General features: G+C 37.6%; 24 protein-coding genes and 1 riboswitch. Of the genes, 5 read left to right on the top strand and 19 right to left on the bottom strand.

All coding sequences use genetic code 11. The features are described from left to right. Positions 1-200 precede the first annotated feature (200 nt). Complete coding sequence (locus AC1DFT_RS01535) at positions 201-563, bottom strand: HesB/IscA family protein (protein WP_477916977.1); 363 nt, start codon at positions 561-563, stop codon at positions 201-203. 168 nt (positions 564-731) lie between these two features. Here AC1DFT_RS01535 and AC1DFT_RS01540 point away from each other — a divergent pair, with 168 nt between their 5' ends. Beyond that, positions 732-1,427 carry a DUF2225 domain-containing protein gene (locus AC1DFT_RS01540; RefSeq protein ID WP_477916979.1) on the top strand — a complete coding sequence of 232 codons (696 nt, stop codon included), beginning with the start codon at positions 732-734 and terminating at the stop codon, positions 1,425-1,427. A gap of 22 nt (positions 1,428-1,449) precedes the next feature. Here the strand turns inward: AC1DFT_RS01540 and AC1DFT_RS01545 are convergent, their stop codons facing one another. Then, positions 1,450-1,683 carry a NifU family protein gene (locus tag AC1DFT_RS01545; protein ID WP_100353777.1) on the bottom strand — a complete coding sequence of 78 codons (234 nt, stop codon included), beginning with the start codon at positions 1,681-1,683 and terminating at the stop codon, positions 1,450-1,452. An 83-nt stretch (positions 1,684-1,766) separates the two neighbouring features. On the opposite strand from AC1DFT_RS01545, the gene AC1DFT_RS01550 reads away from it, so the two are divergent. Beyond that, positions 1,767-2,099 (top strand): YuzD family protein, encoded by a 333-nt coding sequence (locus AC1DFT_RS01550; protein ID WP_477917380.1) that lies wholly within the window; start codon positions 1,767-1,769, stop codon positions 2,097-2,099. A 47-nt stretch (positions 2,100-2,146) separates the two neighbouring features. Here AC1DFT_RS01550 and AC1DFT_RS01555 read toward each other — a convergent pair whose 3' ends face one another. Further along, positions 2,147-3,214, bottom strand: coding sequence for an NAD(P)/FAD-dependent oxidoreductase (locus tag AC1DFT_RS01555; protein ID WP_477916982.1), 1,068 nt, complete (start codon positions 3,212-3,214; stop codon positions 2,147-2,149). A gap of 127 nt (positions 3,215-3,341) precedes the next feature. Between AC1DFT_RS01555 and AC1DFT_RS01560 the strand changes: the two genes are divergently transcribed. Beyond that, positions 3,342-3,578: a YuzB family protein gene (locus AC1DFT_RS01560; RefSeq protein WP_477916984.1), complete on the top strand. Its 237-nt coding sequence runs from the start codon at positions 3,342-3,344 to the stop codon at positions 3,576-3,578. Between the two features lie 19 nt (positions 3,579-3,597). Here the strand turns inward: AC1DFT_RS01560 and AC1DFT_RS01565 are convergent, their stop codons facing one another. Together AC1DFT_RS01565 and AC1DFT_RS01570 are read right to left on the bottom strand one after the other, a co-directional pair. Further along, positions 3,598-4,362, bottom strand: coding sequence for a TIGR01457 family HAD-type hydrolase (locus AC1DFT_RS01565; protein ID WP_477916986.1), 765 nt, complete (start codon positions 4,360-4,362; stop codon positions 3,598-3,600). Further along, positions 4,349-4,810, bottom strand: a complete 462-nt coding sequence (locus AC1DFT_RS01570) for a DUF86 domain-containing protein (RefSeq protein ID WP_477916988.1) — start codon at positions 4,808-4,810, stop codon at positions 4,349-4,351. Before AC1DFT_RS01570 ends, AC1DFT_RS01565 begins: the two co-directional genes overlap by 14 nt. 85 nt (positions 4,811-4,895) lie before the next feature. On the opposite strand from AC1DFT_RS01570, the gene AC1DFT_RS01575 reads away from it, so the two are divergent. Further along, positions 4,896-5,162, top strand: coding sequence for a DUF3055 domain-containing protein (locus AC1DFT_RS01575; protein WP_477916990.1), 267 nt, complete (start codon positions 4,896-4,898; stop codon positions 5,160-5,162). A gap of 898 nt (positions 5,163-6,060) precedes the next feature. On the opposite strand, the gene AC1DFT_RS01580 is transcribed toward AC1DFT_RS01575, so the two are convergent. The 7 genes from AC1DFT_RS01580 to AC1DFT_RS01610 all read right to left on the bottom strand — a co-directional run bounded on the left by AC1DFT_RS01580 (position 6,061) and on the right by AC1DFT_RS01610 (position 13,233). Then, entirely contained in the window at positions 6,061-6,402 is a 342-nt protein-coding gene (locus AC1DFT_RS01580; RefSeq protein WP_477916991.1) for a YutD family protein, read from the bottom strand. 18 nt (positions 6,403-6,420) lie between these two features. Next, the gene (gene lipA / locus AC1DFT_RS01585) at positions 6,421-7,353 is read right to left on the bottom strand and encodes a lipoyl synthase (protein ID WP_477916992.1); all 933 of its coding nucleotides are present in this window, start codon (positions 7,351-7,353) and stop codon (positions 6,421-6,423) included. A 115-nt stretch (positions 7,354-7,468) separates the two neighbouring features. Further along, positions 7,469-9,040: a Na+/H+ antiporter NhaC family protein gene (locus AC1DFT_RS01590; RefSeq protein WP_477916994.1), complete on the bottom strand. Its 1,572-nt coding sequence runs from the start codon at positions 9,038-9,040 to the stop codon at positions 7,469-7,471. A gap of 89 nt (positions 9,041-9,129) precedes the next feature. After that, a riboswitch (Lysine riboswitch) is annotated at positions 9,130-9,314 on the bottom strand. Between the two features lie 47 nt (positions 9,315-9,361). Continuing rightward, positions 9,362-10,138: a sporulation protein YunB gene (gene yunB / locus AC1DFT_RS01595; RefSeq protein ID WP_477916996.1), complete on the bottom strand. Its 777-nt coding sequence runs from the start codon at positions 10,136-10,138 to the stop codon at positions 9,362-9,364. A gap of 39 nt (positions 10,139-10,177) precedes the next feature. Then, the gene (locus AC1DFT_RS01600) at positions 10,178-11,545 is read right to left on the bottom strand and encodes a bifunctional metallophosphatase/5'-nucleotidase (RefSeq protein WP_477916998.1); all 1,368 of its coding nucleotides are present in this window, start codon (positions 11,543-11,545) and stop codon (positions 10,178-10,180) included. 18 nt (positions 11,546-11,563) lie between these two features. Beyond that, entirely contained in the window at positions 11,564-12,382 is an 819-nt protein-coding gene (locus AC1DFT_RS01605) for a sulfite exporter TauE/SafE family protein (RefSeq protein WP_477917000.1), read from the bottom strand. Beyond that, positions 12,382-13,233, bottom strand: a complete 852-nt coding sequence (locus tag AC1DFT_RS01610) for a DUF72 domain-containing protein (RefSeq protein WP_477917002.1) — start codon at positions 13,231-13,233, stop codon at positions 12,382-12,384. Before AC1DFT_RS01610 ends, AC1DFT_RS01605 begins: the two co-directional genes overlap by 1 nt. Before the next feature lie 194 nt (positions 13,234-13,427). Between AC1DFT_RS01610 and AC1DFT_RS01615 the strand changes: the two genes are divergently transcribed. Continuing rightward, entirely contained in the window at positions 13,428-16,034 is a 2,607-nt protein-coding gene (locus AC1DFT_RS01615) for a cation-translocating P-type ATPase (protein ID WP_477917004.1), read from the top strand. Positions 16,035-16,132: 98 nt separating this feature from the next. On the opposite strand, the gene sufB is transcribed toward AC1DFT_RS01615, so the two are convergent. The 7 genes from sufB to AC1DFT_RS01650 all read right to left on the bottom strand — a co-directional run bounded on the left by sufB (position 16,133) and on the right by AC1DFT_RS01650 (position 23,562). Beyond that, positions 16,133-17,530 carry a Fe-S cluster assembly protein SufB gene (gene sufB / locus AC1DFT_RS01620; RefSeq protein ID WP_477917005.1) on the bottom strand — a complete coding sequence of 466 codons (1,398 nt, stop codon included), beginning with the start codon at positions 17,528-17,530 and terminating at the stop codon, positions 16,133-16,135. Positions 17,531-17,551: 21 nt separating this feature from the next. After that, positions 17,552-17,986, bottom strand: a complete 435-nt coding sequence (sufU, locus tag AC1DFT_RS01625; RefSeq protein WP_477917007.1) for a Fe-S cluster assembly sulfur transfer protein SufU — start codon at positions 17,984-17,986, stop codon at positions 17,552-17,554. After that, a complete protein-coding gene (locus tag AC1DFT_RS01630) occupies positions 17,976-19,205 on the bottom strand; it encodes a cysteine desulfurase (protein ID WP_477917009.1) in 1,230 nt (409 codons plus the stop codon). Before AC1DFT_RS01630 ends, sufU begins: the two co-directional genes overlap by 11 nt. After that, positions 19,205-20,512, bottom strand: coding sequence for a Fe-S cluster assembly protein SufD (gene sufD / locus AC1DFT_RS01635; protein ID WP_477917011.1), 1,308 nt, complete (start codon positions 20,510-20,512; stop codon positions 19,205-19,207). The genes AC1DFT_RS01630 and sufD overlap by 1 nt, the downstream gene beginning before the upstream one ends. Before the next feature lie 18 nt (positions 20,513-20,530). Next, positions 20,531-21,310 carry a Fe-S cluster assembly ATPase SufC gene (sufC, locus tag AC1DFT_RS01640; protein ID WP_477917012.1) on the bottom strand — a complete coding sequence of 260 codons (780 nt, stop codon included), beginning with the start codon at positions 21,308-21,310 and terminating at the stop codon, positions 20,531-20,533. Between the two features lie 287 nt (positions 21,311-21,597). Further along, on the bottom strand, positions 21,598-21,753 hold the full coding sequence (locus AC1DFT_RS01645) for a YuzK family famiily protein (RefSeq protein ID WP_477917014.1): 156 nt from the start codon (positions 21,751-21,753) through the stop codon (positions 21,598-21,600). A 1,002-nt stretch (positions 21,754-22,755) separates the two neighbouring features. Further along, positions 22,756-23,562 carry a MetQ/NlpA family ABC transporter substrate-binding protein gene (locus tag AC1DFT_RS01650; RefSeq protein ID WP_477917016.1) on the bottom strand — a complete coding sequence of 269 codons (807 nt, stop codon included), beginning with the start codon at positions 23,560-23,562 and terminating at the stop codon, positions 22,756-22,758. Positions 23,563-23,607: the final 45 nt, after the last annotated feature.

Here is a 23,607-nt window from a genome sequence, read left to right on the forward strand (position 1 = left end):
TTAATCCTGGGATATTCATGTTAAAATGCATTTGTACGTAGCTCCTTTTCATACTTGTTTCTCGACAATTCAAGTATAAAAGAAACAGAAGTTACGTGCATTTTTTTATGCACAATTGTAGGAAAACCCCAACAAATATTATAGAACCGAAATTAAAAAGAGAACATCTTCTATGAGCAGAAAATGTTCTCTCATTGTTATTAACAAGTCTCTGGTGTACCCGCTTTTTTAGCTGTTCTAAACGAAGAACCACACCCGCAAGATGCGATGGCGTTAGGATTATCTATCGTAAACCCGCCACCCATTAAAGATTCTTTATAATCGATTGTCGTACCATTTAATATCGAGGCATCCTCTTTGGATACAACAATATCAATACCATGCTGTATAAGTTCTATGTCATCTTCCTTTTTTTCATGTTCAAAACTCATTCCATAAGAAAGACCGCTACATCCCCCACCATTTACCGAGACGCGAAGCATAGACCCTTCTTCATCGTTATGCGTCATCATTTCTTTTACGCGGTAAGCTGCCGCTTCAGATATAATCACTACTTCTGTCATCTGAATCACCATTCCTTCCTTTAATATATCATAGCAGTGTTTTTACTATCTAGACAAGGAAAACTACTTGAATAGATTATAACCAACTTAAATTAAATTACTTCGCTTTCAAGAGAATAATGAAGTATAATAGAACTATAGGCAAGTTAGCTAAAAAGAGGTGTTTTTATGGAAATTTCTCCATTTTATCAAAAAAGTATCGAATGCTTACACTGTAAAAAACAATTTAAAAGTACTAAAGTCCGATCTAAATTTGTAAAAGTAGTATCTTATGCTTCTGACTTTCAACCTATATATCAAAACAAGGACGTAAATCCCATACTCTATAATATATTCGTTTGCGAACATTGCGGGTTTTCATTTACAGAAGAATTTTCCAAATATTTTGCCCCAGGCATGAAAGAGGAAATCCAAGAAAAAATTGCAAACAAATGGATTCCACGCTCCTATGGCAAAGAAAGAAGTATAGAAGAAGGAATTTTGGCATACAAATTAAGTATTTTTTGCGGGACAATCAAAAAAGAAAAGTTTATCAATATTGCTGGGTTGGCACTTCGTACTGCATGGCTATACCGATTACTACAAAAGCATGCTGAAGAATTACGTTTCATAGAAATAGCAAGAGATCGTTATGAGAACTCCTATATCAACGGAGATTTTAGTGGAACGCAAATGTCTGAAACAAGGGTACTCTACTTAATAGCAGAGTTATCTAGAAGAATTGGCGATATAGATTACGCCACACGCTATTTTTCGAAAGTAATTGAAAAACAAAGTAATACGCTTGAGCCAAAAATTGTAGAAATGGCAAAAGAACGTTGGCAAGATATACGGGAAAGTAAAGAAAAAGAAGCCAAATACTAACGGCTTCTTTTGTATTATTCGATTAAAATACTTGCTCTACCTCTACTACTCCAGGTACTTCTTCTAAAAGAGCGCGTTCAATACCTGCTTTTAATGTAATCGTTGAACTTGGGCAAGTCCCACAAGCTCCAAGAAGGCGTAATTTTACAATACCATCTTCTACGTCTACAAGTTCACAGTCTCCCCCATCACGTAGTAAAAATGGGCGTAATTTATCTAAAACTTCTTGAACTTGTTCATTCATTGTATCAGTCATATCTATCGACTCCTTTCATTATAATCATTATAATATCAGTAAGGGAAAAAATCCAATAAAGAATTCGAAGGAGCTAAACAATGATGAAACCTCAAGCGTTAAATATAGAAATTTATGGTGCCGATATAATATGTGCAAGTTGCGTAAATGCGCCGTCCTCGAAGGATACATACGAATGGCTTCAAGCTGCAATCGACCGTAAATTTCCAGAAAATGAAGTAACCTTTACGTATATTGATATCGAGCAACCAATTGAGAATGAGAAACAACAAGAAATTGCAAATCGAATCGCAGAGGACGAATTTTTTTATCCGCTTGTGATGATTAATGAAGAAGTAGTTGGTGAAGGTTATATCCAACTAAAACCAGTATATGCTGCACTTGAGAAATATGGGTATGTAAACGAAAAAGAGTAAGAAAAAAACTTCGATACGGCGTAGTAACGTCGCTTCGAAGTTTTTTATTATCCATTATGTCGCTTATACATCCAAAGCAACCCAGACTTCATCAATCTAGCAATACGTCCAGTTACTGAAATATCCGCCATGTAAGCAAATCCTTGCTTCTTCCCAAGTGACCCCATAAAACCTTTCAACTTAATGTCCGGCATTTTGTCAGGAAGCGGTAGTCCTCTCCAGCGAGCTTGCAATACTTTCACAATTTGCTCGGCTTGTTCTTCCGCTAATTGAGCACTTGGTGCAAAAGGAAGAGATGCACAATCCCCAACGACGAAGACATTTTCATAATTAGGCAAATCATGATATTGCGTTAAAACAACTCGACCTGTATTATCTTTTTCACCTGGTAATGCACGTACCGTTGCCGCTGGTTGAATACCCGCTGTCCATACCACTGCATCTACGGGAATAATTTCTTCGTGATTATATAATTTGTTTGGTTCTACTTTTGTAATATTGGAGTTACTTACCACTTCTACATCGTTAGAATCAAACCATTTTTGCACATAATTACTTAATCGTTCTGGAAAATCTCTTAAAATACGTGGGCTACGATCAAATAATTTAATTCTTAAGTCTGGTCGACTCTCTCGAAGTTCACTAGCTAATTCAATTCCACTTAACCCTGCTCCTACGATTCCAACAATCGATCCAGCAGGGAGTCCGCCAATTTTCGTATATGTATCTCGAGATCGTCCAATCGTCTGAATACTATAGGTAAATTCATCCGCACCTGGTACCCCGTGATACTTATCTTCACAACCCAGTCCAATAACAAGATCATCATAAGAGACCGTTTGGCCATCTGCTAATAGTACTTGTTTACCTTCTACATCAATTTCCGTAATTTCTCCATACTTAATCGTTAATTTATCGCTTTCTGGAAATCCTACGCGAATTTCATGATCAGAGGAAGTCCCAGCTGCTAATGCATAAAATTCGGTTTTCAAACTATGAAATGGTGTTCGGTCTATTAAGGTGATTTCTACATCAAGTGGTAAATTATTCGGCAACATTCGCGACAAAATGCGCATATTGCCATATCCTCCACCTAATAATACTAATTTTTGCATAATAATCTCCCTCATCTTTCAATGTCATCTCAAATTATAAATGATTGTGATGGTTTTCACAAGTGAGCTTCTAAATTGACGAATGGTGTAAAAAGGAGTAGCATGACGATGTAGTGAGGTGACAGCTATGAATCCTATGGTTGAATTTTGTATAAGCAACCTTGCAAATGGTTCTCAAGAAGCTTTTGACATTTTAGAACAAGATCCTAACTTAGATGTACTTGAATATGGCTGCCTCAGTCATTGTTCAATATGCTCCGAAACGTTACTCGCAATCGTAAATGGAGATGTGGTCGAAGGGAATTCTCCAGAAGACCTTGTGAAAAAAATATATGCATATATTGAAGAAAATCCGCTATTTTAATAGTGGATTTTCTTTTCTTTTACTTGATCCATTCATGTAAAGACTCTAAACAATACGTAGGTGGTGACGGTTGCAGTTGAACTTCCTCTGTCCGACTTACCCCACTGTTCACATGCGCCGTATCAATGCCCATATGAATACCAGTTAATATATCCGTTTGATAATTGTCTCCAATCATAATCATCTCTTCTTTTTTATACCCGTATTTCTGTTGAATAAACGCTAACATATGGGCTTCCGGTTTTCCCATGAATATTGGCTGGACACCGGTAGAATGCTCAACTAACTTTGTAAAAGCACCGTTTCCGGGAACTAATCCTCTTTCATTCGGAAAAGCATGATCGCTATTCGTCGAGATAAACGCTGCTCCTGCTCGAATAGAAAGACATGCGGTTGCCAGCTTCTCGTAATTAATAGCCCGATCAATCCCTACTACTACTACATCCGCAATATCATCTGTTCGTATAACTTGTTTAGCGTCAAGTGCATCTTGTAATCCACTTTCCCCAATCATAAACACCGATTTCTTCGGAAAATGTTCCTCGATATAATTCGCAGCAGCTATAGCAGAAGAAATAATATGGTCAGTATCTGTATGAATATCCATTCCAGCAATTTTTTCTTGCAGTTGTTTCTGCGTCATCGACGAATTATTCGTTACAAAGAAAGGCTCAATCCCATTACTTTGTAAATAATGAATAAAATCCACTGCTTCTTTTATCGGTGTTTTCCCTTTATACACTGTCCCGTCTAAATCTAAAAAATAGGCCTTATAATTTAACATTGGAATCCTCCGGTAAGAAAGCAGAGACCGGCCCTAATTCATGAACCAAATAGTTTTCCACATGGCTTGGGAATTGTTTTAAATAAGCTAAATTAGATACAAGTATTTGTTCTAGTTTCGTATGATCAACCGCATAAAAATAGCGTACTAGTTCTTTTCTAAATTCAATAACTTCTTTTAATGGAGCATCCATTTCAGATGGAATAACTTTTTCATCCGTTAAAATGTCGATAATATCATCATAGCCACCTGGATCACGCATAATAAAACCGTCAATCATGGAATTACCTACATCAATGATGGATTCGATTATGTTGTGACCTACTCGCTCTAAAGCTAATTTAGAATGGTCATCTGTTTGCCAATCTGTTTTACTGTCTATTAATGTTAATAACTTATTCATATGTGCAATAGTCTCAGCAATTTTTTTACGATCTACAAAATACATTGGAAAGCCTCCTGAGTCATGTTCAGTTGATATATACCTCCCTTCTATAGTACCATAATTCGTAGTAAGGAAGGAGTGTCACTAAATGGAGCGATTTTTTTTATACGATGATGTAGAAGATACAAAAACGAGATTCGTTGGATTTACAGGAGATTCACAAAGATATGATTTAGCTATTTTACAGAGCTCTCGTTTTTTCGGAAAAGTGCTTGTCATGGATATTCAATATGGCAGAGCAGCCATACTCGGTCCAGATGATTTAGAAGAACCAGGCTATTTAGAGCATGTCTATAATAGAACAGAAGTAGAAGCAGATGAATTAAGAGATTACTTAAGAGAATTGCTAAACTGAGAAAAGCATCGTAGCATATGCTCAATGCAAATAGTGTGCCTAACACAAAATTAAAAAGGAATTATTGAGCATTTCGTACTATAGGAATAATGCGTCGTAGAGAAGTAACCACTTGCCTTCGCGCTTGCCGCACCTTGCATGAGCCAACTCGTGTTGCACACGAGTGGTCTCCTGACTGCTCATGCGGCCCGGTGCTCTACGGCAACAATATCCGCTCTATTTATTCGGAGAAGATTGTTTAATAAAAAATGCGTAACGTTACAGTTGTTTTTCGTAGAATTCCCCTTCAAACTCACAACATTATAGATCATTTGCGCAACTTTTATAAAAAATATGTCGTAATCAGTTCCATCTCAATCCAAGTAAACTTTTTATTTTGAGAATTGGTTGCTTTCACTGGCGATTTGGTTGCTCTCCTGTTGGTTTGATCGCTTTCGGAATAGAGTTGATTGCTTTCAGGGACCGATCTGTTGCCCTTAGCTATTTTATGGATGCGTAAATTGAATAAACTGGATGATAACCTCTTTTTAGCAAGTCGATACTGAATTGGTAAGCAATTTTCCTTTGATTTTCGTGGAGGGATGGCGACTCCTGCCGAGGCCAACAGGATGTTGGTCACAAAGCGTTGCCACACGATGTGGCGTACTTAGCCTTTGTTCCACGTGGGCAGATGAGACTTCACATCGCACGCGCTAGCGTCGGTGAAGGCTCATCGCTCACCCGGCGGAAAGCGTTCATCCTGTAACGAAAATCACAGCGGATACCCTAGACGCATTATCCCTACCATATGACCTAATCACCACATTATCTTGCTTGTACGAACGATTCACATAGAGTATTAAGCTTCGTAAAACAAATTGACGAAAAAAAGGAACGTAATAAAAAACCTAGAGCCAGATCATAATTGATCTTGCTCTAGGTTTTCTTGTATTGGTTCTTCTACTACTGGAGCTACTACCTTCGGGGCAACTCCCGTTTTTTTGATTAGAAAATAGGCACAGCCGAAATTGCAATACTCGTATAAGTAGTCTTTCATCGTACTAATTTTCGTATCAAAGGACGCTTTATGATTTCGATCTTCAAAAAATCCTTTCAGACGAAGCTGACCATATCCCCAGTCTCCCATAATGTAGTCATACTTCGAAAGAATTTCACTGTATCGATCCAAAAAAGCATCTTCTTTATATGCATCCCGGTAATTTTCTATTATTTCATACGTAAAACCTTCTGCAACAATCATTCTATCACCTTCCATTAGCTATGACTTCGTAGCTAAAAGTTCCTCACCTTGCGCTTGTCTTTGTTTCGCTGCAGCGTTTACTTGCTCATCCGCATGATAACTACTTCTAACGAGCGGACCTGCTTCACAATGAGAGAATCCTTTACTCATTGCAATTTTACGTAATTCACCAAACTCAGCAGGTGAATAATATTTTAATACTGGTAAATGCTTTTTCGTTGGTTGCAAATATTGACCGATTGTCATAATATCTACATTGTTTGCACGAAGATCGTCCATTACTTCTAGGATTTCTTCATGTGTTTCCCCTAAACCTAACATTAACGATGATTTTGTCGGGATACTTGGTTGCATTTCCTTTGCACGACGTAATAACTCAAGCGAACGATCGTATTTTGCTCTTGCACGAACCCTTGGTGTTAATCGTCGAACAGTTTCAATATTATGGTTCAAAATATCCGGTTTCGCATCCATAATATTTTGGATATTTTGTTCAATTCCTCCCATATCAGAAGGTAATACTTCAATAGTTGTAAATGGATTTTTACGACGGATTGCACGAATTGTTTCAGCAAATACTTCTGAACCACCGTCTTTCAAATCATCACGAGCAACAGCCGTTACAACAACATGTTTTAAGTTCATAATGACAACTGAATCTGCAACGCGTTCTGGTTCTGCTAAATCCAATTCATTTGGGAGACCTGTTTTTACCGCACAGAAACGACAAGCCCGCGTACAAACTGCTCCTAAAATCATAAAAGTAGCAGTTCTTCGAGAACCCCAACATTCATGTATATTTGGGCATTTTGCTTCTTCACAAACCGTATGTAAATTATTTTCACGCATTAATTTTTTGAGACCTTTATAGTCTTCATTCGTATTTAGTTTAATTTTTAACCAATCTGGTTTACGTTGATGCTCTGATTTCGTAGGCTTACAAGATGTCATTTTTTAGCGACCCCATTCTTTATAAACTAACCACTACTTTGTCAATGTACCATATTATTAGAATTCAAACAACCTTCTGAACTCAGTTTATCCGAGCAAAAATGGGGTTCAACATTTAACTATTTGCTTCCTTTTGGCCCTTACTTTTGGCATTCCAAATGATGAATAAACCTATAATAATAGCCACCACAGTTAGCATTCCTACTACTACCGAACCTGTTAAACCTAAAGCTAAATAACCGATTGCCGCAATAATGGCACTAATAATCGCATAAGGTAATTGCGTTATGACATGATCAATGACATTGACCCCTGCTCCAGTTGCAGACATAATCGTCGTATCTGAAATAGGTGAACAATGATCTCCAAAAACAGCACCTGCTAAAACCGCTGCAAGGACTGGTAATAATAATGCTGGTTCTATCGCCATAATAATACTAGCTCCAATTGGCAATAAAATTCCGAATGATCCCCATGACGACCCAGTCGCAAATGCCATAAATGCTGTTAATACAAATAGCAAGGCTGGAATGACGCCCACAGGAATATTATTGTCCATAACTAGTTTAGCTAAAAATGCCCCCGTTTCCAAGGCATTGATCAAGTAAGATAAAGACCATGCAAAAATTAAAATTAATACAGCAGGAAGCATAGAACGAACTCCTGTAACGAATGCTTTCCACACGTAGCTAATGCTTGCTTCTGGATTCGTTTTAAATTGTCGCACATATAGTGCAATGGCTAAAATCGTCGCTGTCAGACCACCAACAAACAGTGAAAATGGAACGTCTGTATTTTCAAAGATAACAAATAAATTCAGATTATAACCTGAAATTTTATAGCCAGTCCAAAACATTGCAAATAGAGTCACGACTATTAACGAAACAATCGGCAACACTAAATCTACGACTTTTCCATAATTATTTTCCGGGAAATTTCCCTGCAGATTTCCTGGATTTGGTTTGGCCGGATCGAAAAGTTCTCCCGTTTCTAGCGCTCTTTTCTCATGTTTTTTCATTTCTAATAAATCAAAGTCTGTCCAAGCTATGAAAAACACAATAGCCAAGGTCGCAATCACATAAAAATTCATCGGGGCCATTAATACAAATGCTTCCAGTGGCGTATAAGCTGTTACTGCATGCGTTGCAAAAATAACACCAAGCTGACTGATTAAAAACGCTCCCCAACTAGAAACTGGTGACACAACACAAATCGGCGCAGAAGTAGAATCGATAAAATAAGCAAGCTTTGCCCGTGAGACACGATGCGAATCCGTAATAGGTCTGGCAATCTGACCAACTGCTAATGCATTAAAATAATCATCTACAAATATGAGCATTCCTAAAAACGCAGTTAATAATTTAGAGCCTCGTCGAGTTTGAATCTTTTTAATGGCCCATGCTGCAAATGCTGTACTTCCTCCAGATAAACTCACAAACGCTGTAACAACACCGAGTAATAAAATAAAGAGTAATATATAAATATTATAAGCATTTACCCCTTCATCCCAAAAAGAAGATTTAAATGACTCCCATAAAAGTAATAAGGAATTTACCGGGGCAAAACTTTCCACAAGCAAGGCCGCCGAAATAATTCCTACACCTAATGATAAGAGTACTCTTTTTGTTGCAAGCACCATAATAATTGCTAATAATGGCGGCAATAAAGAAAAAATCGTATTTTCCAACTTCTATTCCTCCTCAAGAATATAAAAAGCCAACCTATACATTTACATAGGTTGGCTTTAACTATTGAATTTAAGCATTATGGTTGTTTTCGCTTCGTAGCTCCCCATTTATATTATCCCCTATAAATGACAGTATTATTCTTTTTCAAAATAACCCCAACTAAATATCGTTTGACGAACCATATCTAGCTTCGGCAAAACTTCCTTTCCCATACGATCATAAGCGTCAACTTCCTGTATAGTACTATTAAGCCCTGCAGCCTCTACCTATTATATTCATTTTCTTTATTGTAACAGTTTATTCTATTTATCCTGGATTTTTTATTTTTCAGGCAATGGAATCGGCACCTCTACGGACGGAGCAGAAGACCCATCTCCTCCAGTATAAATATGAGGCACTTGCCCTTGCACCAATCCCATCGCAACAGGAATGTTTTGTTCTACCACACTTAATTTACTAGCAAGTGGAACAATGATTTGGACATTCACTTTAATATGAATACTTACTTCTACGTAAGCATTATTAATGCCAAATTCCGTTATAGTCGGTACAACTGTCGACTGCACATTCCCGATCACATGAAATCGAATCGGAATTTTAGGACCCAAGTTACCGATCAGCGGAATATTCGTTGCCTGCCCCATCGGTACAAAAAACACAACTCCTCCTTGATCCTCCATCGTTTGCTTATCGTATTCGATATCATCCAAATACGGCAAGCTCGACAAATTCCCTTTTTCTGCTTGCTCTAAATGTGCTTGCACCAAACTGTTCGTGTCAGATAAAACACGATTAATGATTTCTGTATTAAATTTTGTCGTCACCATATTCGTACTACCATTCGTAGAAGGTACTTCCTCGATAATATCGTTAACATCTAAAACGTTGGCAGTTCTTGAAGTGATCGCCTTACTAATCACCATCGATGCGATTTTATCTGTTTGGACTTCCGCATAATCTAGATACGTTGGCGTCAACTGTTTATTAACAAAATAAAATACACCAGCGACGGATAAGATGAAAAGCCCTAATAAAATAGCTAGTTTCCGCTGAGCAGTAAAAATAGGCAAACGCTTTTTTTTTCGATAGAATAGCAAAAAATCCCCCTTATTACTACTATGTAATAAGCGGGAATATTATGCTTGACTTAATAACTGATTGCCGTACCACTTCACTACATCCCTTATTAACTCCGGCATAAAATATTCCTTCGTAGCAAATTTGAACGAAGGGAAAAAATAACCAAATGTAAACATATCTAGCGTAGCAAGTGTATACACCTTTTTTAGTTCGAGCGCTTCTCCACCTATAAATATATCCCCTTGCTCATCCTCTACGAGCTGCTCAAAAAGAATTGCTCCCAAGTATTTGCCCCTAAACCCAAGTCCCTTAACTTCCAAATCTGGCCATTTTTCATTTTTAGATTGCTCCACAATTTCTAACAATTCTGCACCTGTTAACGTGACGACACACGGATTAATGGGATGAGGTAAACAGCTGTGCAAGTCGCTTGCAGTAATCCGCCCTTTTGGTAAGTCCGTCAAAAATATACCAGCAGGAAACATGGCACAATCCGCTTTCGTAAATGCCAGCAATGCATTACCGAAAAATTGAGACATATTTGAAGGGCCAAACCATTCTTTCTGCAAAATACTATCATTGTAAAAAACAGTTTCAGCAAGCTCCACATTTCCAATTGCTTCCCATTTTTTCAGTTGCAAATCTGCATCTTTTGGTTTAGCTAGTGTATGTATAGCATGTAATATCGCTCGCTTCGATAAAATTCTTTTCGATTCATGATCGTAATCGATTGTTACTTGACCTACGTATGCACCATACTTACCTGCAGCACCTTGTAAAGTATTTCCAATCACTTTACCTTCCTCAAAGAAATGATGCGTATGCGAACCTAAAATTAGATCAATTTCTGGTATCTTCTCCGTCATGATTTCGTCTTGTGACATCCCTAAATGAGATAAACAAATAAGCACATCGACGTCTTTTTCTATTACCTTACAAACTTCTTTCAAACGGTCAATCGGCTGTTGAATATGCCATCCTAATTGTTCATAATACAATCCAAAATCAGCAGTCGCAGCTACAATGCCAATTCGTATTCCAGTCGGTGTAACATGAATTTTATAAGGTAGCACCCAAGAAGGGATATTCCCGCTTAAATCCGTAAAATTGGACACAATCACTTCAAAGTTGGCAGCTTGATATAAAGTATCTAAATCCCCATGGCTAAGTGTAATTCCTTCATTGTTTCCAATGGTGACATAATCATATCTGGCATCATTCAGTAATTGGACATTACCTTTTCCAAGCGTCCCTTCTGTAAACACATTAGACCTGTCTATATGATCTCCAATGTCCAATGTTAAATAGGCATCACTCGGTCCATGGCTGCTTTGGCGCTTTAAGAGAAACTGATGAATAGTCGGCCAATTCTCTAAATGACTATGTATATCATTCGTATGATAAATATGAATTGTCTCTCTCATCTTCCCTACTCCTCTTTTTTAAAATAGCCCATCAATAATGGAGCGTATACCTAATAATAACAGCACAATTCTTAGTACAAAAACAAGTGTATCGGAATTTAATTTTTTATTTAATTTTGCACCGACTTTTGCACCAATATACGCTGCAGGAATTACCGGAATCGTATAAAGCCAAGGTACATTCCCAAGGGATACATGCGTGATTGAATTGACAATCGCCGATAAGAACACCATGAACATCGATGTTCCAACCGCAACATGCGGGGGAAACAAGAATAACAAGATCATGGCTGGTACAATAATCGATCCTCCACCGATACCAAACAGACCGGAAGCAAAGCCAACTCCAAATGTTAACAGCAAGGCAAACCAAATGGGATACCCATACACATAGGTATCTGTCTTATCTTGAAAAGTTCGCTTCTTCCCATTTTCCACAAACCATCTCACCGGTTTTAAACGATCCCGGACTAATAAAAGTGTCGATAAAACAATTAGTAAAATACCAAAATATAAGTTAAAAGAAGGTAAATCTAGCCCCTTATTCACCCATGCCCCGAGAATTGTCCCAGGAATACTTCCGATGAAAAAAATAAACCCACTTCTAAAATCCACTGTCTTCGTTTTCATATACGAAAGCGTAGAAGAAAGACCCGTAAAAATCATCATAATAACAGAAAGTCCCACAACACTCTGTGGAGTAATATTAGGAATTAATGCAAGTGTCGTCCCAAAAAACAACACTGCTGGAACTAAAATAACCCCTCCACCTAAACCTACTAACGCCCCAACTATTCCAGAGAACAGCCCAGCGATTACTAATAATATCCACTCCATTATATCCCACCTTCAAATAAGTCTAATTGTTTCGGAGCAAGTCCTTCAAATTCAATATGAAGCAACTGTTGGAAAGCTTTCGCATTTTTCGCTGCATGGCCTCCAGAATTATTATTAAATAGAACCACTACTTCTTTAGCTTGTTTCTGTAACTGCTCCACTATCTTCTGAATATATGCAAGCTCTTCTTTATTATAATCATACAAATAGCGTACTTCCCGCCATTTTTCATTATTGCCCGGGTTGATCCAACCATATGTATTTCGACCATGTAAACGTACAAGCACTTTATCAGTAATGGCGATCGGTATTAATGGAACAGAACCATCTCCTACTTGTGGCTCATCGCACACAGTATGGTGGAGATGATGATTTTTCAAAAAATCAAGCGTTCCTTCTTGAAATGTAGACGAGTACCAAGATTGATGGCGAAATTCTATAGCTAGCTCGAAATCTCTCAATTTCTCTTTCACTCGAAGTATGTACTCCACGTTTTCTTTCACACATATAAACCAAGGAGGAAATTGCACTAACACCATCGAAAGTTTTCCAGCTTCTTTAAACGGCTGAATAGACTCTCGATATCGCTCGAACATCTCATCCATCGATTCATAATGAGACTCCCCGCGTAAATGACCCGTTATTTCTTGATACGCTTTTACAACAAATTGAAAATTATCAGGTGTTTCTTTGATCCATTTCAACGTATTTTTAAATGGTGGAATCGCATAAAAAGAAGTGTCTAATTCAACCACTGGAAAATGTGCACTGTAATCTTGTAACTTCTCTTTAGCCGTTGATACGTATAAGTCAGGATGATCCCCCCAGCCGGTTAGACCAATTTTAATCATTTGCTCACCTCTCTAACTATTTATTAATATCATATCACTGGTTATAGCCGAGTTACAGTGAAATGAAATGTGATTTCAATTACATAAATACTTTTTTTAAAACTCTTCTTTTGATAGATTTCTATCATACCGGGATTAAAACTAGAATAGTATTGTTACAGAGTCCAATAATTTTACTATGGAAGGAGAAACGGATGCCGGAATATCATCAACAATCATCGCAGGAAGTTATGAAGACATTGGATGTGACAAATCAAGGATTAAATGATTATGATGTCCAAAAAAGACAAGAAGAATTCGGCTATAACAAATTGATGGAGGGAAAAAGGACAAGTACATTAGCCGTTTTCTTTGGTCAATTTAAAGATTTACTAGTAATCATTTTAATGATTGCCGCCTTCATATCTTTTCTATTAGGAGAAGTAGAAAGCACGATTGTCATACTGATTGTCATTATTTTAAACGCAATCCTAGGGACCGTACAACACGTAAAAGCGGAGCAGTCATTGGACAACCTAAAAGCACTATCCACCCCCATTGCCAAAGTGTTACGAAACAATCAACTAGTTGAGATACCTTCAGTAGATATAGTCGTTGGGGATCTTCTTTATTTGGACGCTGGGGACTATATAAATGCAGATGGTAGATTAATAGAAAGCTATAACCTGCATATAAATGAAAGTTCGCTAACAGGCGAATCACTTTCAGTAGAGAAAAATTCTGCAGCCATCAAAAAAGATAATATAATGACGGCTGATAAAAAAAATATGGTTTTCACAGGAAGCTTTGTTACCAATGGACGTGGAATTGTCATTGTTACGGCTATTGGAATGGAAACAGAAATCGGAAAAATCGCCAATTTACTCGATACCGCCAAGGAGAAGAAAACGCCACTACAAGTTAGCCTCGATCATTTCGGAGGAAATTTAGCTTTAGGCATTACAATGATCTGTTTAGCTATTTTTACAATCGATCTATTTCGAGGACGTGAACTCGTAGATTCCTTTATGTTTGCAGTAGCGCTTGCAGTTGCAGCTATTCCAGAAGCATTAAGTTCAATAGTTACCATCGTACTAGCTTTTGGAACACACAAAATGGCCAAGGAAAATGCCATAATACGAAAGCTTTATGCCGTTGAAAGCTTGGGAAGTGTATCCGTTATTTGTTCCGATAAAACGGGAACATTAACTGAAAATAAAATGACTGTTCAACAAGTGTACGTCGACCAAAAAGTCATCCCACATGACCAAATCCAAACAAAAAATACAATAGAAAGAAATCTTCTCCTAATGGGATTATTATGTAATAACGCTTCCCTGACAGTTCAGAAAGAAATCGGGGACCCTACTGAAATTGCGCTCGTAAAATTAGGAAATCAACACGATCTAGACGCATTAAACATAAGAGAACATAACTTAAGAATAGCCGAAATTCCTTTTGATTCGGATAGAAAACTTATGAGCACAGTGAATCGCCTTAATCATCAAAATGTCATGATTACAAAGGGCGCATTGGACGTGCTTCTACCTAAAACGATAAAAATCCTTACTTCTGAAGGTATAGAAGATATAACAGAAGCAAATCGAAGAAAAATTGAAGAAGTGAATCATACCTTTTCTATAAATGGTTTAAGAGTGCTCGCAATTGCTTACAAGGAAATAAAGCAAAGCACTGCAATTGGTGTGAAAGACGAAAATGATTTAATCTTTGCCGGATTAATAGCAATGATGGATCCTCCTAGAAAAGAGTCCAAAGCTGCAGTTGAAAGCTGTATTAACGCAGGTATTAAACCAGTAATGATAACAGGAGACCATAAAATAACTGCAATTTCTATTGCTAAGCAAATTGGGATTTTACAAGACCCGTCTGAAGCAATGGAAGGATATGAAATTGAACAATTATCCGATAGTCAGCTACAAGAAAGAGTTCAAGATATCTCCGTCTATGCCCGAGTAACACCAGAGCATAAAATTCGTATCGTAAAAGCGTGGCAAGAAAAAGGAAATGTCGTCGCCATGACCGGAGATGGTGTCAATGATGGTCCTGCTTTAAAACAAGCTGATATCGGTGTCGCTATGGGAATAACCGGAACCGAAGTAGCAAAAGATGCATCGTCGATGGTCTTAACAGATGATAATTTTTCAACAATTGTCAAAGCGATTTCGAATGGAAGAAGTCTTTATACGAATATCAAAAATGCGATTCTATTTTTATTATCAGGGAATGCCGGTGCTATTTTTGTTGTGTTGTATGCTACCATTTTAGGCCTACCACTCCCTTTTGCACCCGTACATCTACTATTTATAAACTTGCTTACCGATAGTTTACCTGCAATCGCAATAGGTTTAGAGCCACAAAGTAAAAATGCGATGAAGGACAAGCCTAGAGATATTCGCATGCCATTATTAAATAAAAAGTTTACAACGCAAGTGATAGTCGAAGGTTTATTGATCGCATTTGCTACTATTATTGCTTTTCGAATGGGATTGCAGACGGGTGATACGCTAACTGCAATGACAATGGCATTTACAACATTGTGTTTGTCTAGATTAATACATGGCTTTAACTCCCGTTCCAAAGAATCGATTTTCAAAATTGGTGTATTTTCGAATAAGTATACGTGGCTAGCATTCTTAATAGGGGTTTTATGTTTACATTTGGTCTTGTTTATCCCGACGCTATCAGATATGTTTGATGTCGCAACATTGAATAGAGTTCAATTGGTATTTATCTATGCATTAGCCACTATGCCCTTTATAGTTAATCAGTGGTATAAATTATTGTTTGTGAGAAGTAAATAAATAACGTCCCTACTATGTTAAATAGATAGACAATAAAGTTAACGCAAAAAGGAGACGAACTATAAAGTTCGCCTCCTTTTACGATTGGTTATAATTGATTAACCAATCGATCCTTCCATTTCGAATTTGATTAAACGGTTCATCTCAACCGCATATTCCATTGGAAGTTCTTTTGTGAATGGCTCGATAAAGCCCATTACGATCATTTCTGTTGCTTCTTCTTCACTTAATCCACGACTCATCAAGTAGAATAATTGTTCTTCTGATACTTTAGAAACTTTCGCTTCATGTTCAAGAGAAATATTATCATTCAAGATTTCGTTGTATGGAATTGTATCCGAAGTAGATTGGTTATCCATGATTAATGTATCACATTCGATGTTCGCACGTGCACCTGTTGCCTTACGTCCAAAGTGTACGATACCACGGTATGTTACTTTACCACCTTGTTTGGAAATAGATTTCGAAACAATAGTAGATGACGTATTTGGAGCTAAGTGCATCATTTTCGCACCAGCATCTTGGTGTTGACCTTTACCAGCAATTGCGATTGAAAGTGTCATACCACGAGCACCTTCTCCTTTTAGGATACATGCTGGATATTTCATTGTTAATTTTGAACCGATGTTGCCATCAATCCATTCCATTGTTCCGTTTTCTTCCACAACTGTACGTTTTGTAACAAGGTTGTATACGTTATTCGCCCAGTTTTGAATTGTTGTGTAACGGCAATATGCATCTTTTTTAACAATAATTTCAACTACCGCAGAGTGCAGTGAGTTTGTTGTATAAACAGGAGCTGTACATCCTTCTACGTAATGTACAGAAGCACCCTCATCTACAATAATTAGTGTACGTTCGAATTGACCCATGTTTTCCGAGTTAATACGGAAGTACGCTTGTAGAGGTGTATCCACTTTTATGCCTGGTGGTACATAGATAAATGATCCACCTGACCATACAGCTGAGTTAAGTGCTGAGAACTTGTTATCCGATGAAGGAATGACAGTACCCCAGTATTTTTTGAAAATATCTTCATTTTCACGAAGTGCTGAGTCTGTATCTTTAAATACAATCCCCATATCTTCTAATTCTTGTTTCATGTTGTGGTAAACAACTTCTGATTCATACTGTGCAGAAACACCAGCAAGGTATTTTTGCTCTGCTTCCGGGATACCTAGTTTATCAAATGTTGCTTTGATTTCTTCTGGTACTTCATCCCATGATTTTTGTGTAGCTTCCGATGGTTTTACATAGTAAGTAATTTCATCAAAATCAAGTGAACCTAAATCTCCGCCCCATTGTGGCATTGGTTTAGAATAGAAAATTTCCAACGCTTTTAAACGATAATCCAACATCCATTGTGGTTCATTTTTCATACGTGAAATTTCTTCCACGATATCTTTTGTCAAACCACGTTTTGAACGGAAAATGGATACGTCTTTATCGTGGAAACCATATTTATAATCACCAATTTCAGGCATTTTTTTTGCCATTGTAATTCCTCCGTTCTACTTTTATTGCTGTTCTTCTGAAACGCCTTTTTCCATTGCTTTCCACGCAAGTGTGGCACACTTAATACGCGCGGGAAACTTGGCTACACCGTTTAATGCTTCGATATCACCGAGGTCAATAGAATCATCGTATTCTTTCCCAAGCATCATATCAGAAAAGATATGGGATAATTGAAGTGCTTCATCAATTTTCTTTCCTTTTATCGCCTGTGTCATCATGGATGCAGATGACATGGAAATAGAACAACCTTCCCCGTCAAACTTGGCATTTTGAACGATGCCATCTTCCACTTGAAGTGTTAGATGAATGCGGTCACCGCAAGTCGGGTTATTCATATCAATTGTCAATGCGCCTTCCTCAATACTACCTTTATTGCGAGGATTTTTATAATGGTCCATTATTACTTGTCGATATAGTTGATCTAAATTAGAAGACATCGCTAAAATACTCCTTTGCAGTACGCAGTCCAGCTACAAGTCTGTCAATATCTTCCTCTGTATTATAAAGATAAAAACTTGCTCTCGCAGTTGCCGTACATTGTAACCATTTCATCAAAGGCTGTGCACAATGATGACCTGCACGAACTGCAACACCATTCATATCAAGCACAGTTGCAACATCATGTGGATGCACATCATCCAAGTTAAATGTTACGATTCCTGCACGTTTAGATGGGTCTACAGGTCCGTAAATAGTCAAACCATTTATGGTAGACATTTTCTCCATTGCAATCGCAGCAAGTTCATGCTCATGTTTTTCAATTTCATCTAATCCAATCTCTTCCAAGAAATCAATTGCAGCTGCAAGACCAATCGCACCAGCAATGATTGGTGTGCCTCCTTCAAATTTCCAAGGAAGCTCTTTCCATGTAGATTCATACAAACCTACAAAGTCGATCATTTCTCCACCGAATTCAATTGGTTCCATTTTTTCTAGCAAATCTTGTTTTCCGTAAAGTACACCGATACCAGTAGGACCACACATTTTATGACCAGAAAAGGCAAGGAAATCACAGTCCAAGTTTTGAACATCTAACTTTAAGTGCGGTGCTGCTTGAGCTCCATCCACAACCATAATAGCTCCATGCTCATGTGCAATTTGGGTGATTTCTTTAATTGGGTTCATCGTACCAAGTACGTTTGAAACGTAGACAATCGATACGATTTTCGTTTTATCCGTAATGGTTGCACGGACTTTTTCCAACGATAATGTCCCATCAGCTTCTAAGTCGATATATTTTAGTGTAGCACCAGTTTCTTTAGCAAGTTGTTGCCAAGGAATGATATTCGAATGGTGTTCCATATGCGTAATAACAATTTCATCGCCTTCTTTTACATTTGCACGGCCGTAGCTTTGTGCAACTGTATTAAGAGAAGTCGTTGTACCACGAGTGAAAATAATTTCTTGTGTAGATTTAGCATTGATGAATTTACGAACTTTTTCACGTGCTCCTTCATAGCTTTCCGTCGCACGGTTACCTAGTGTATGAACACCACGATGTACATTCGAGTTTTCGAATTCATAATAGTTTTTAATCGCTTCAATAACTTGTATTGGCTTTTGAGAAGTGGCTCCACTGTCCAGATAAACAAGTGGATGTCCATTAATCTCTTGATTTAATATGGGAAAATAGCTTCGAATCTCTTTACTGAGCATTAGCGAACTTTCCTTTCAATAACCTCCGTCAGCTGTTTCTTCACGCCTTCGATAGGTAATTCGTTTACTACTGGAGCAAGGAATCCATGAATTACTAGACGCTCTGCTTCGTGTTTAGAAATACCACGGCTCATTAAATAGTACAACTGAAGTGGATCTACTCGGCCAACAGAAGCTGCGTGACCTGCTGTTACATCATCTTCATCGATTAAAAGAATTGGGTTTGCATCCCCACGAGCTTTTTCACTTAACATAAGTACACGAGATGTTTGTTCTGCATTCGATTTTGTCGCACCAAATTCAATTTTCCCGATACCATTGAAAATGGAAGAAGCTTCATCTTTCATCACACCGTGTTTCAAGATTTGTCCTTCTGTATGTTTGCCCCAATGGATTACTTTTGTTGTAAAGTTTTGTTTTTGTTTCCCACGACCTACAACAACCATTTTCACGTGGCCTTCTGAATTATCTCCAACTAAATGTGTAACATTTTCAGAAATTGTATCGCTGTCGTTCATCATTCCAAGTGCCCATTCAAGCACTGCATCACGACTAGTTACCCCACGGCGGTTTACATAAGTAGTAAATCCTTCTGCTAATACATCTACAGTTCCAAATGTAACTTTTGCGTTATCTTTGACAATTACTTCTGAAATGATATTCGCTTGACCATTTGCATGTTCAACTGTTGATAAATAATTTTCCACGTAAGTTACAACACTGTTTTCTTCTGCAACAAGTAATGTATGGTTGAATAGAGATGCTGAATCATTATCATGTAAATAAATTACTTGAATTGGCTCTTCTACTACTACATTTTTCGGTACGTATACAAATACACCACCGTTTAAAAGAGCTGCATGAAGTGCAGTAAGTTTGTGTTCATTTACTTTTACGCCATCAGTCATCAAGTATTTTTGAACAAGATCACTATGTTCGCGAAGGGCAGTGTAAATATCAGTTAAAATGACACCTTTTGCTTGTAAAGCTTCTGATAAAGAAGTAAATGCAGGTGTGTTGTTATGTTGAATATAGATGTTTTTTTGCTCTTCTGCATTCACAAGTGCCTTTACTTCTTCCGGAAGTTCATCTAAAGAAGCGTATACACTACTTTCTACAGTATGTGTAGGAAATTCAGTGAAATTCCAATTTGTAATTTTTGTTTTATCTGGTGTTGGCATTGGAAGTGTTTCAAGTTCACCAAATGCTTTTAGACGAAGTTCCGTCATCCAGCTTGGCTCTTGTTTACCTTCTGAAAAGGAGCGGATATCTTGCTCGGTTAATGCCAGTTTTGTTTCAACCGTCATGTTTATTCGTCCCCTTTCTTATGCTTCTTGTCCAACTGTCTCGTCTTCAATTCCTAACTCTTCTTTAATCCAATCATAGCCTTGAGCTTCTAATTTTTGTGCAAGCTCAGGACCACCAGATTTTACTACGCGACCTTGCATCATTACGTGTACGTAGTCTGGAGTAATATAGTTAAGCAGACGTTGGTAGTGAGTGATTACAAGACTTCCGAAACCTTCTCCACGCATTTCATTGATTCCTTTAGAAACAACTTTAAGCGCATCGATATCAAGTCCAGAGTCAATCTCGTCCAGGATAGCGAATTTTGGTTGTAACATCATTAATTGAAGAATTTCATTACGTTTTTTCTCTCCGCCTGAGAATCCTTCATTTAAATAACGTTGTGCCATATCAACGTCCATTTCTAAAAATTCCATTTTGCTATCTAATTCACGGATGAATTTCATCAATGAAATTTCTTCACCTTCAGGGCGGCGGGAGTTAATTGCTGAACGTAAGAAATCTGCATTTGTTACTCCAGTAATTTCACTTGGGTATTGCATTGCTAAGAACAGACCCGCTTGTGCGCGCTCGTCCACTTCCATTGCCAATACATCTTCTCCGTCTAATTCAACTGAACCAGATGTTACTTCATATTTAGGGTGACCCATAATAGCAGATGCTAAAGTTGATTTCCCAGTACCATTTGGACCCATGACTGCGTGAATTTCATTTGTATTAATCGTTAAATTAACACCTTTAAGTATCTCTTTACCGTCGATTGCAACGTGTAAATCCTTAATCACTAAAGTTGACATTGAATAACCTCCATTAAGTAACTATGAATGTGTAACCATTCTAATTTATTATCATTCTAATCTTAACCCAAACTGATGTCTCTGGCAAATCTTTTGAAACAGTTTCAAATTTAATATATAAAACATACAAAGTTGTTGATATCTAGCCCATTTCTCTTAATCTTTTTGTTAAATTGGAATAAGTTGATATTTTCAATACGACTTTCCAATTGAGAATCGATTTCACTATGCAAATAGTGTTAATGAAAAAAATCCACGAAGCACATGTCTTCATGGATTTAATCATATTAGCCTTTAAAGGCTTGGGCATCAATTTTAGCAACAACTTGAACACTTTTCTCGTAATCTCGTTGTCTTCTTTTTTCGACTTTCATTCGCAAAGTTTGGCTGTTTCGTAATTCGTCGTATCCGAATCCGTGCACTCCTCTAAATGCGTGGTCCATCTGCTCCGTATAAGGTAAGCCTTCTGAACTGATAGTGAATCATCCCTTTCGATTTTTTACACCTACATTATGGTACATACCCATGTGCATGTATGTTAAACATTTATTTTTCTTTTGAAAACCTATCGATGGTCATAGAAATATAATTAACTATTGTAGTAATAGTAGTTTACGCATGGATAAGCCTACTTAATGAACGCATAAAAAAACATAAATGGTCTCTATATGTATCTTATTTTCGAAGTAACAGGAGAGATGAACAGTATAGGGATACGGCGACGTAATGAGTTGAATGAGGTGTCCGCTGGGATTTTCGCTGCAGGTCGGACGCTTTCCATGGGGTGAGTGATGAGCCTTCACCGCCGCTAGCGCGTACGATGTGAAGTCTCATCTTGCTCACTTGATCCCATTGGAGTCGCCGCCCTGCAGCGAAAATCCATGGGAATTGCTACCTAATTTAGTGTCGATACATATCAGAGATTAAATTAATCCATTCGACTACGTAATGTTTAGAAAATGCGGTTTCCAAATAAAGGGCACATCTTTTAGAATAAAGTTCTTTTCTATCACCCAGTTATTGGAATAAATCCTTATTATCTCAATCTAAGTCGACTTGCTATTTTAAAAAATGGTTGCTTTCCATGAAGAGTTGATTGTCCAAATCCATTTAATGGAAATATATATTTGGAAAACTGTATAGAATTTTGGTTTTTAGCGAGTCGGCACTAATAAGCGAGCATTTTCTGTTGATTTTCGATGTTGGCGGCGACTCCTGCCGGATGAGTGGGCAAATGAGACATCCCAACGTACGCCTAAGGGCGGCGGGGATGGCTCATCGCTCACCCGGCGGAAAGCGTCGACAGCAGCGAAAATCATAGTGGCCACCTTATAAGGTTCTTTACGTCGCAGTATCCCTATATAGTGACATACTATCCACTTTATATTTCCCTAAAGAATAAAAAAAGCAGGCACTTTATACGCGTGCCCGCTTGATCATTTCACTTATTCGTTTACTGGTACGATTGAGCCGCCCCACTCTTTTTGGATGAAGTCTTGGATTTCTTGTGAGTGTAATGCGTCTACTAATGCTTTGATGTTTTCATTATTTTCGTTACCAGCTTTTGTTGCAATAATATTTACGTATGGTGAATCGGAGTTTTCAATTGCGATAGAGTCTTCGATTGGATTTAACCCTGCATCAATTGCATAGTTTGAGTTAATAAGTAATGCATCACCTTCGTTATTTTCGTACAATTGAACCATTAAAGCAGATTCGTAGTTAGGATCAAATTGAAGATTTTTTGGATTGTCTACAATATCAGATATTTCAGCAGTTGTTTTATTTACTCCTTCTGCTAATGTGATTAATCCTGCATTTTCAAGCATCGCTAAAACACGACCATGGTCTGGAACTGAGTTACTCATTAAAATTGTAGCGCCTTCTGGAAGTTCTTCAATAGAACCATATTTTTTAGAATATAATCCGATAGGTTCGATATGAATTCCGCCAGCGTTTACAAAATCATAACCAAATGTAGCAATTTGATCCTCTAGGTACGGAACATGTTGAAAATAGTTTGCATCTAGCTCATCAGATTCTAAATCTTTATTTGGTAATACGTAGTCTTGATAAGATTCTATAACTAATTCAATTCCCTGTTCTTCCAAGATTGGTTTTACTTCTTCTAAAATCTCAGCATGTGGTGTGTTAGAAGCACCTACTACTAATTTGCTGCTATCGTCATCCCCACAAGCCGCAAGTGTTAATGCACTTACCGATAATAATGCTCCAGCTAAAAATTTCTTCATCTGTATTCTCTCCTTCTATTTTCCCCATTTTTATATGTGATCGGG

Source organism: Psychrobacillus sp. 05T411 (assembly GCF_056396485.1).

Excerpts from the sequence above, each read along its gene's own strand:
- AC1DFT_RS01535 (WP_477916977.1), bottom strand. The coding sequence starts at position 563 with ATGACAGAAGTAGTGATTATATCTGAAGCGGCAGCTTACCGCGTAAAA.
- AC1DFT_RS01540 (WP_477916979.1), top strand. The coding sequence starts at position 732 with ATGGAAATTTCTCCATTTTATCAAAAAAGTATCGAATGCTTACACTGT.
- AC1DFT_RS01545 (WP_100353777.1), bottom strand. The coding sequence starts at position 1,683 with ATGACTGATACAATGAATGAACAAGTTCAAGAAGTTTTAGATAAATTA.
- AC1DFT_RS01550 (WP_477917380.1), top strand. The coding sequence starts at position 1,767 with ATGAAACCTCAAGCGTTAAATATAGAAATTTATGGTGCCGATATAATA.
- AC1DFT_RS01555 (WP_477916982.1), bottom strand. The coding sequence starts at position 3,214 with ATGCAAAAATTAGTATTATTAGGTGGAGGATATGGCAATATGCGCATT.
- AC1DFT_RS01560 (WP_477916984.1), top strand. The coding sequence starts at position 3,342 with ATGAATCCTATGGTTGAATTTTGTATAAGCAACCTTGCAAATGGTTCT.
- AC1DFT_RS01565 (WP_477916986.1), bottom strand. The coding sequence starts at position 4,362 with ATGTTAAATTATAAGGCCTATTTTTTAGATTTAGACGGGACAGTGTAT.
- AC1DFT_RS01570 (WP_477916988.1), bottom strand. The coding sequence starts at position 4,810 with ATGTATTTTGTAGATCGTAAAAAAATTGCTGAGACTATTGCACATATG.
- AC1DFT_RS01575 (WP_477916990.1), top strand. The coding sequence starts at position 4,896 with ATGGAGCGATTTTTTTTATACGATGATGTAGAAGATACAAAAACGAGA.
- AC1DFT_RS01580 (WP_477916991.1), bottom strand. The coding sequence starts at position 6,402 with ATGATTGTTGCAGAAGGTTTTACGTATGAAATAATAGAAAATTACCGG.
- lipA (WP_477916992.1), bottom strand. The coding sequence starts at position 7,353 with ATGACATCTTGTAAGCCTACGAAATCAGAGCATCAACGTAAACCAGAT.
- AC1DFT_RS01600 (WP_477916998.1), bottom strand. The coding sequence starts at position 11,545 with ATGAGAGAGACAATTCATATTTATCATACGAATGATATACATAGTCAT.
- AC1DFT_RS01605 (WP_477917000.1), bottom strand. The coding sequence starts at position 12,382 with ATGGAGTGGATATTATTAGTAATCGCTGGGCTGTTCTCTGGAATAGTT.
- AC1DFT_RS01610 (WP_477917002.1), bottom strand. The coding sequence starts at position 13,233 with ATGATTAAAATTGGTCTAACCGGCTGGGGGGATCATCCTGACTTATAC.
- AC1DFT_RS01615 (WP_477917004.1), top strand. The coding sequence starts at position 13,428 with ATGCCGGAATATCATCAACAATCATCGCAGGAAGTTATGAAGACATTG.
- sufB (WP_477917005.1), bottom strand. The coding sequence starts at position 17,530 with ATGGCAAAAAAAATGCCTGAAATTGGTGATTATAAATATGGTTTCCAC.
- sufU (WP_477917007.1), bottom strand. The coding sequence starts at position 17,986 with ATGTCTTCTAATTTAGATCAACTATATCGACAAGTAATAATGGACCAT.
- AC1DFT_RS01630 (WP_477917009.1), bottom strand. The coding sequence starts at position 19,205 with ATGCTCAGTAAAGAGATTCGAAGCTATTTTCCCATATTAAATCAAGAG.
- sufD (WP_477917011.1), bottom strand. The coding sequence starts at position 20,512 with ATGACGGTTGAAACAAAACTGGCATTAACCGAGCAAGATATCCGCTCC.
- sufC (WP_477917012.1), bottom strand. The coding sequence starts at position 21,310 with ATGTCAACTTTAGTGATTAAGGATTTACACGTTGCAATCGACGGTAAA.
- AC1DFT_RS01645 (WP_477917014.1), bottom strand. The coding sequence starts at position 21,753 with ATGGACCACGCATTTAGAGGAGTGCACGGATTCGGATACGACGAATTA.
- AC1DFT_RS01650 (WP_477917016.1), bottom strand. The coding sequence starts at position 23,562 with ATGAAGAAATTTTTAGCTGGAGCATTATTATCGGTAAGTGCATTAACA.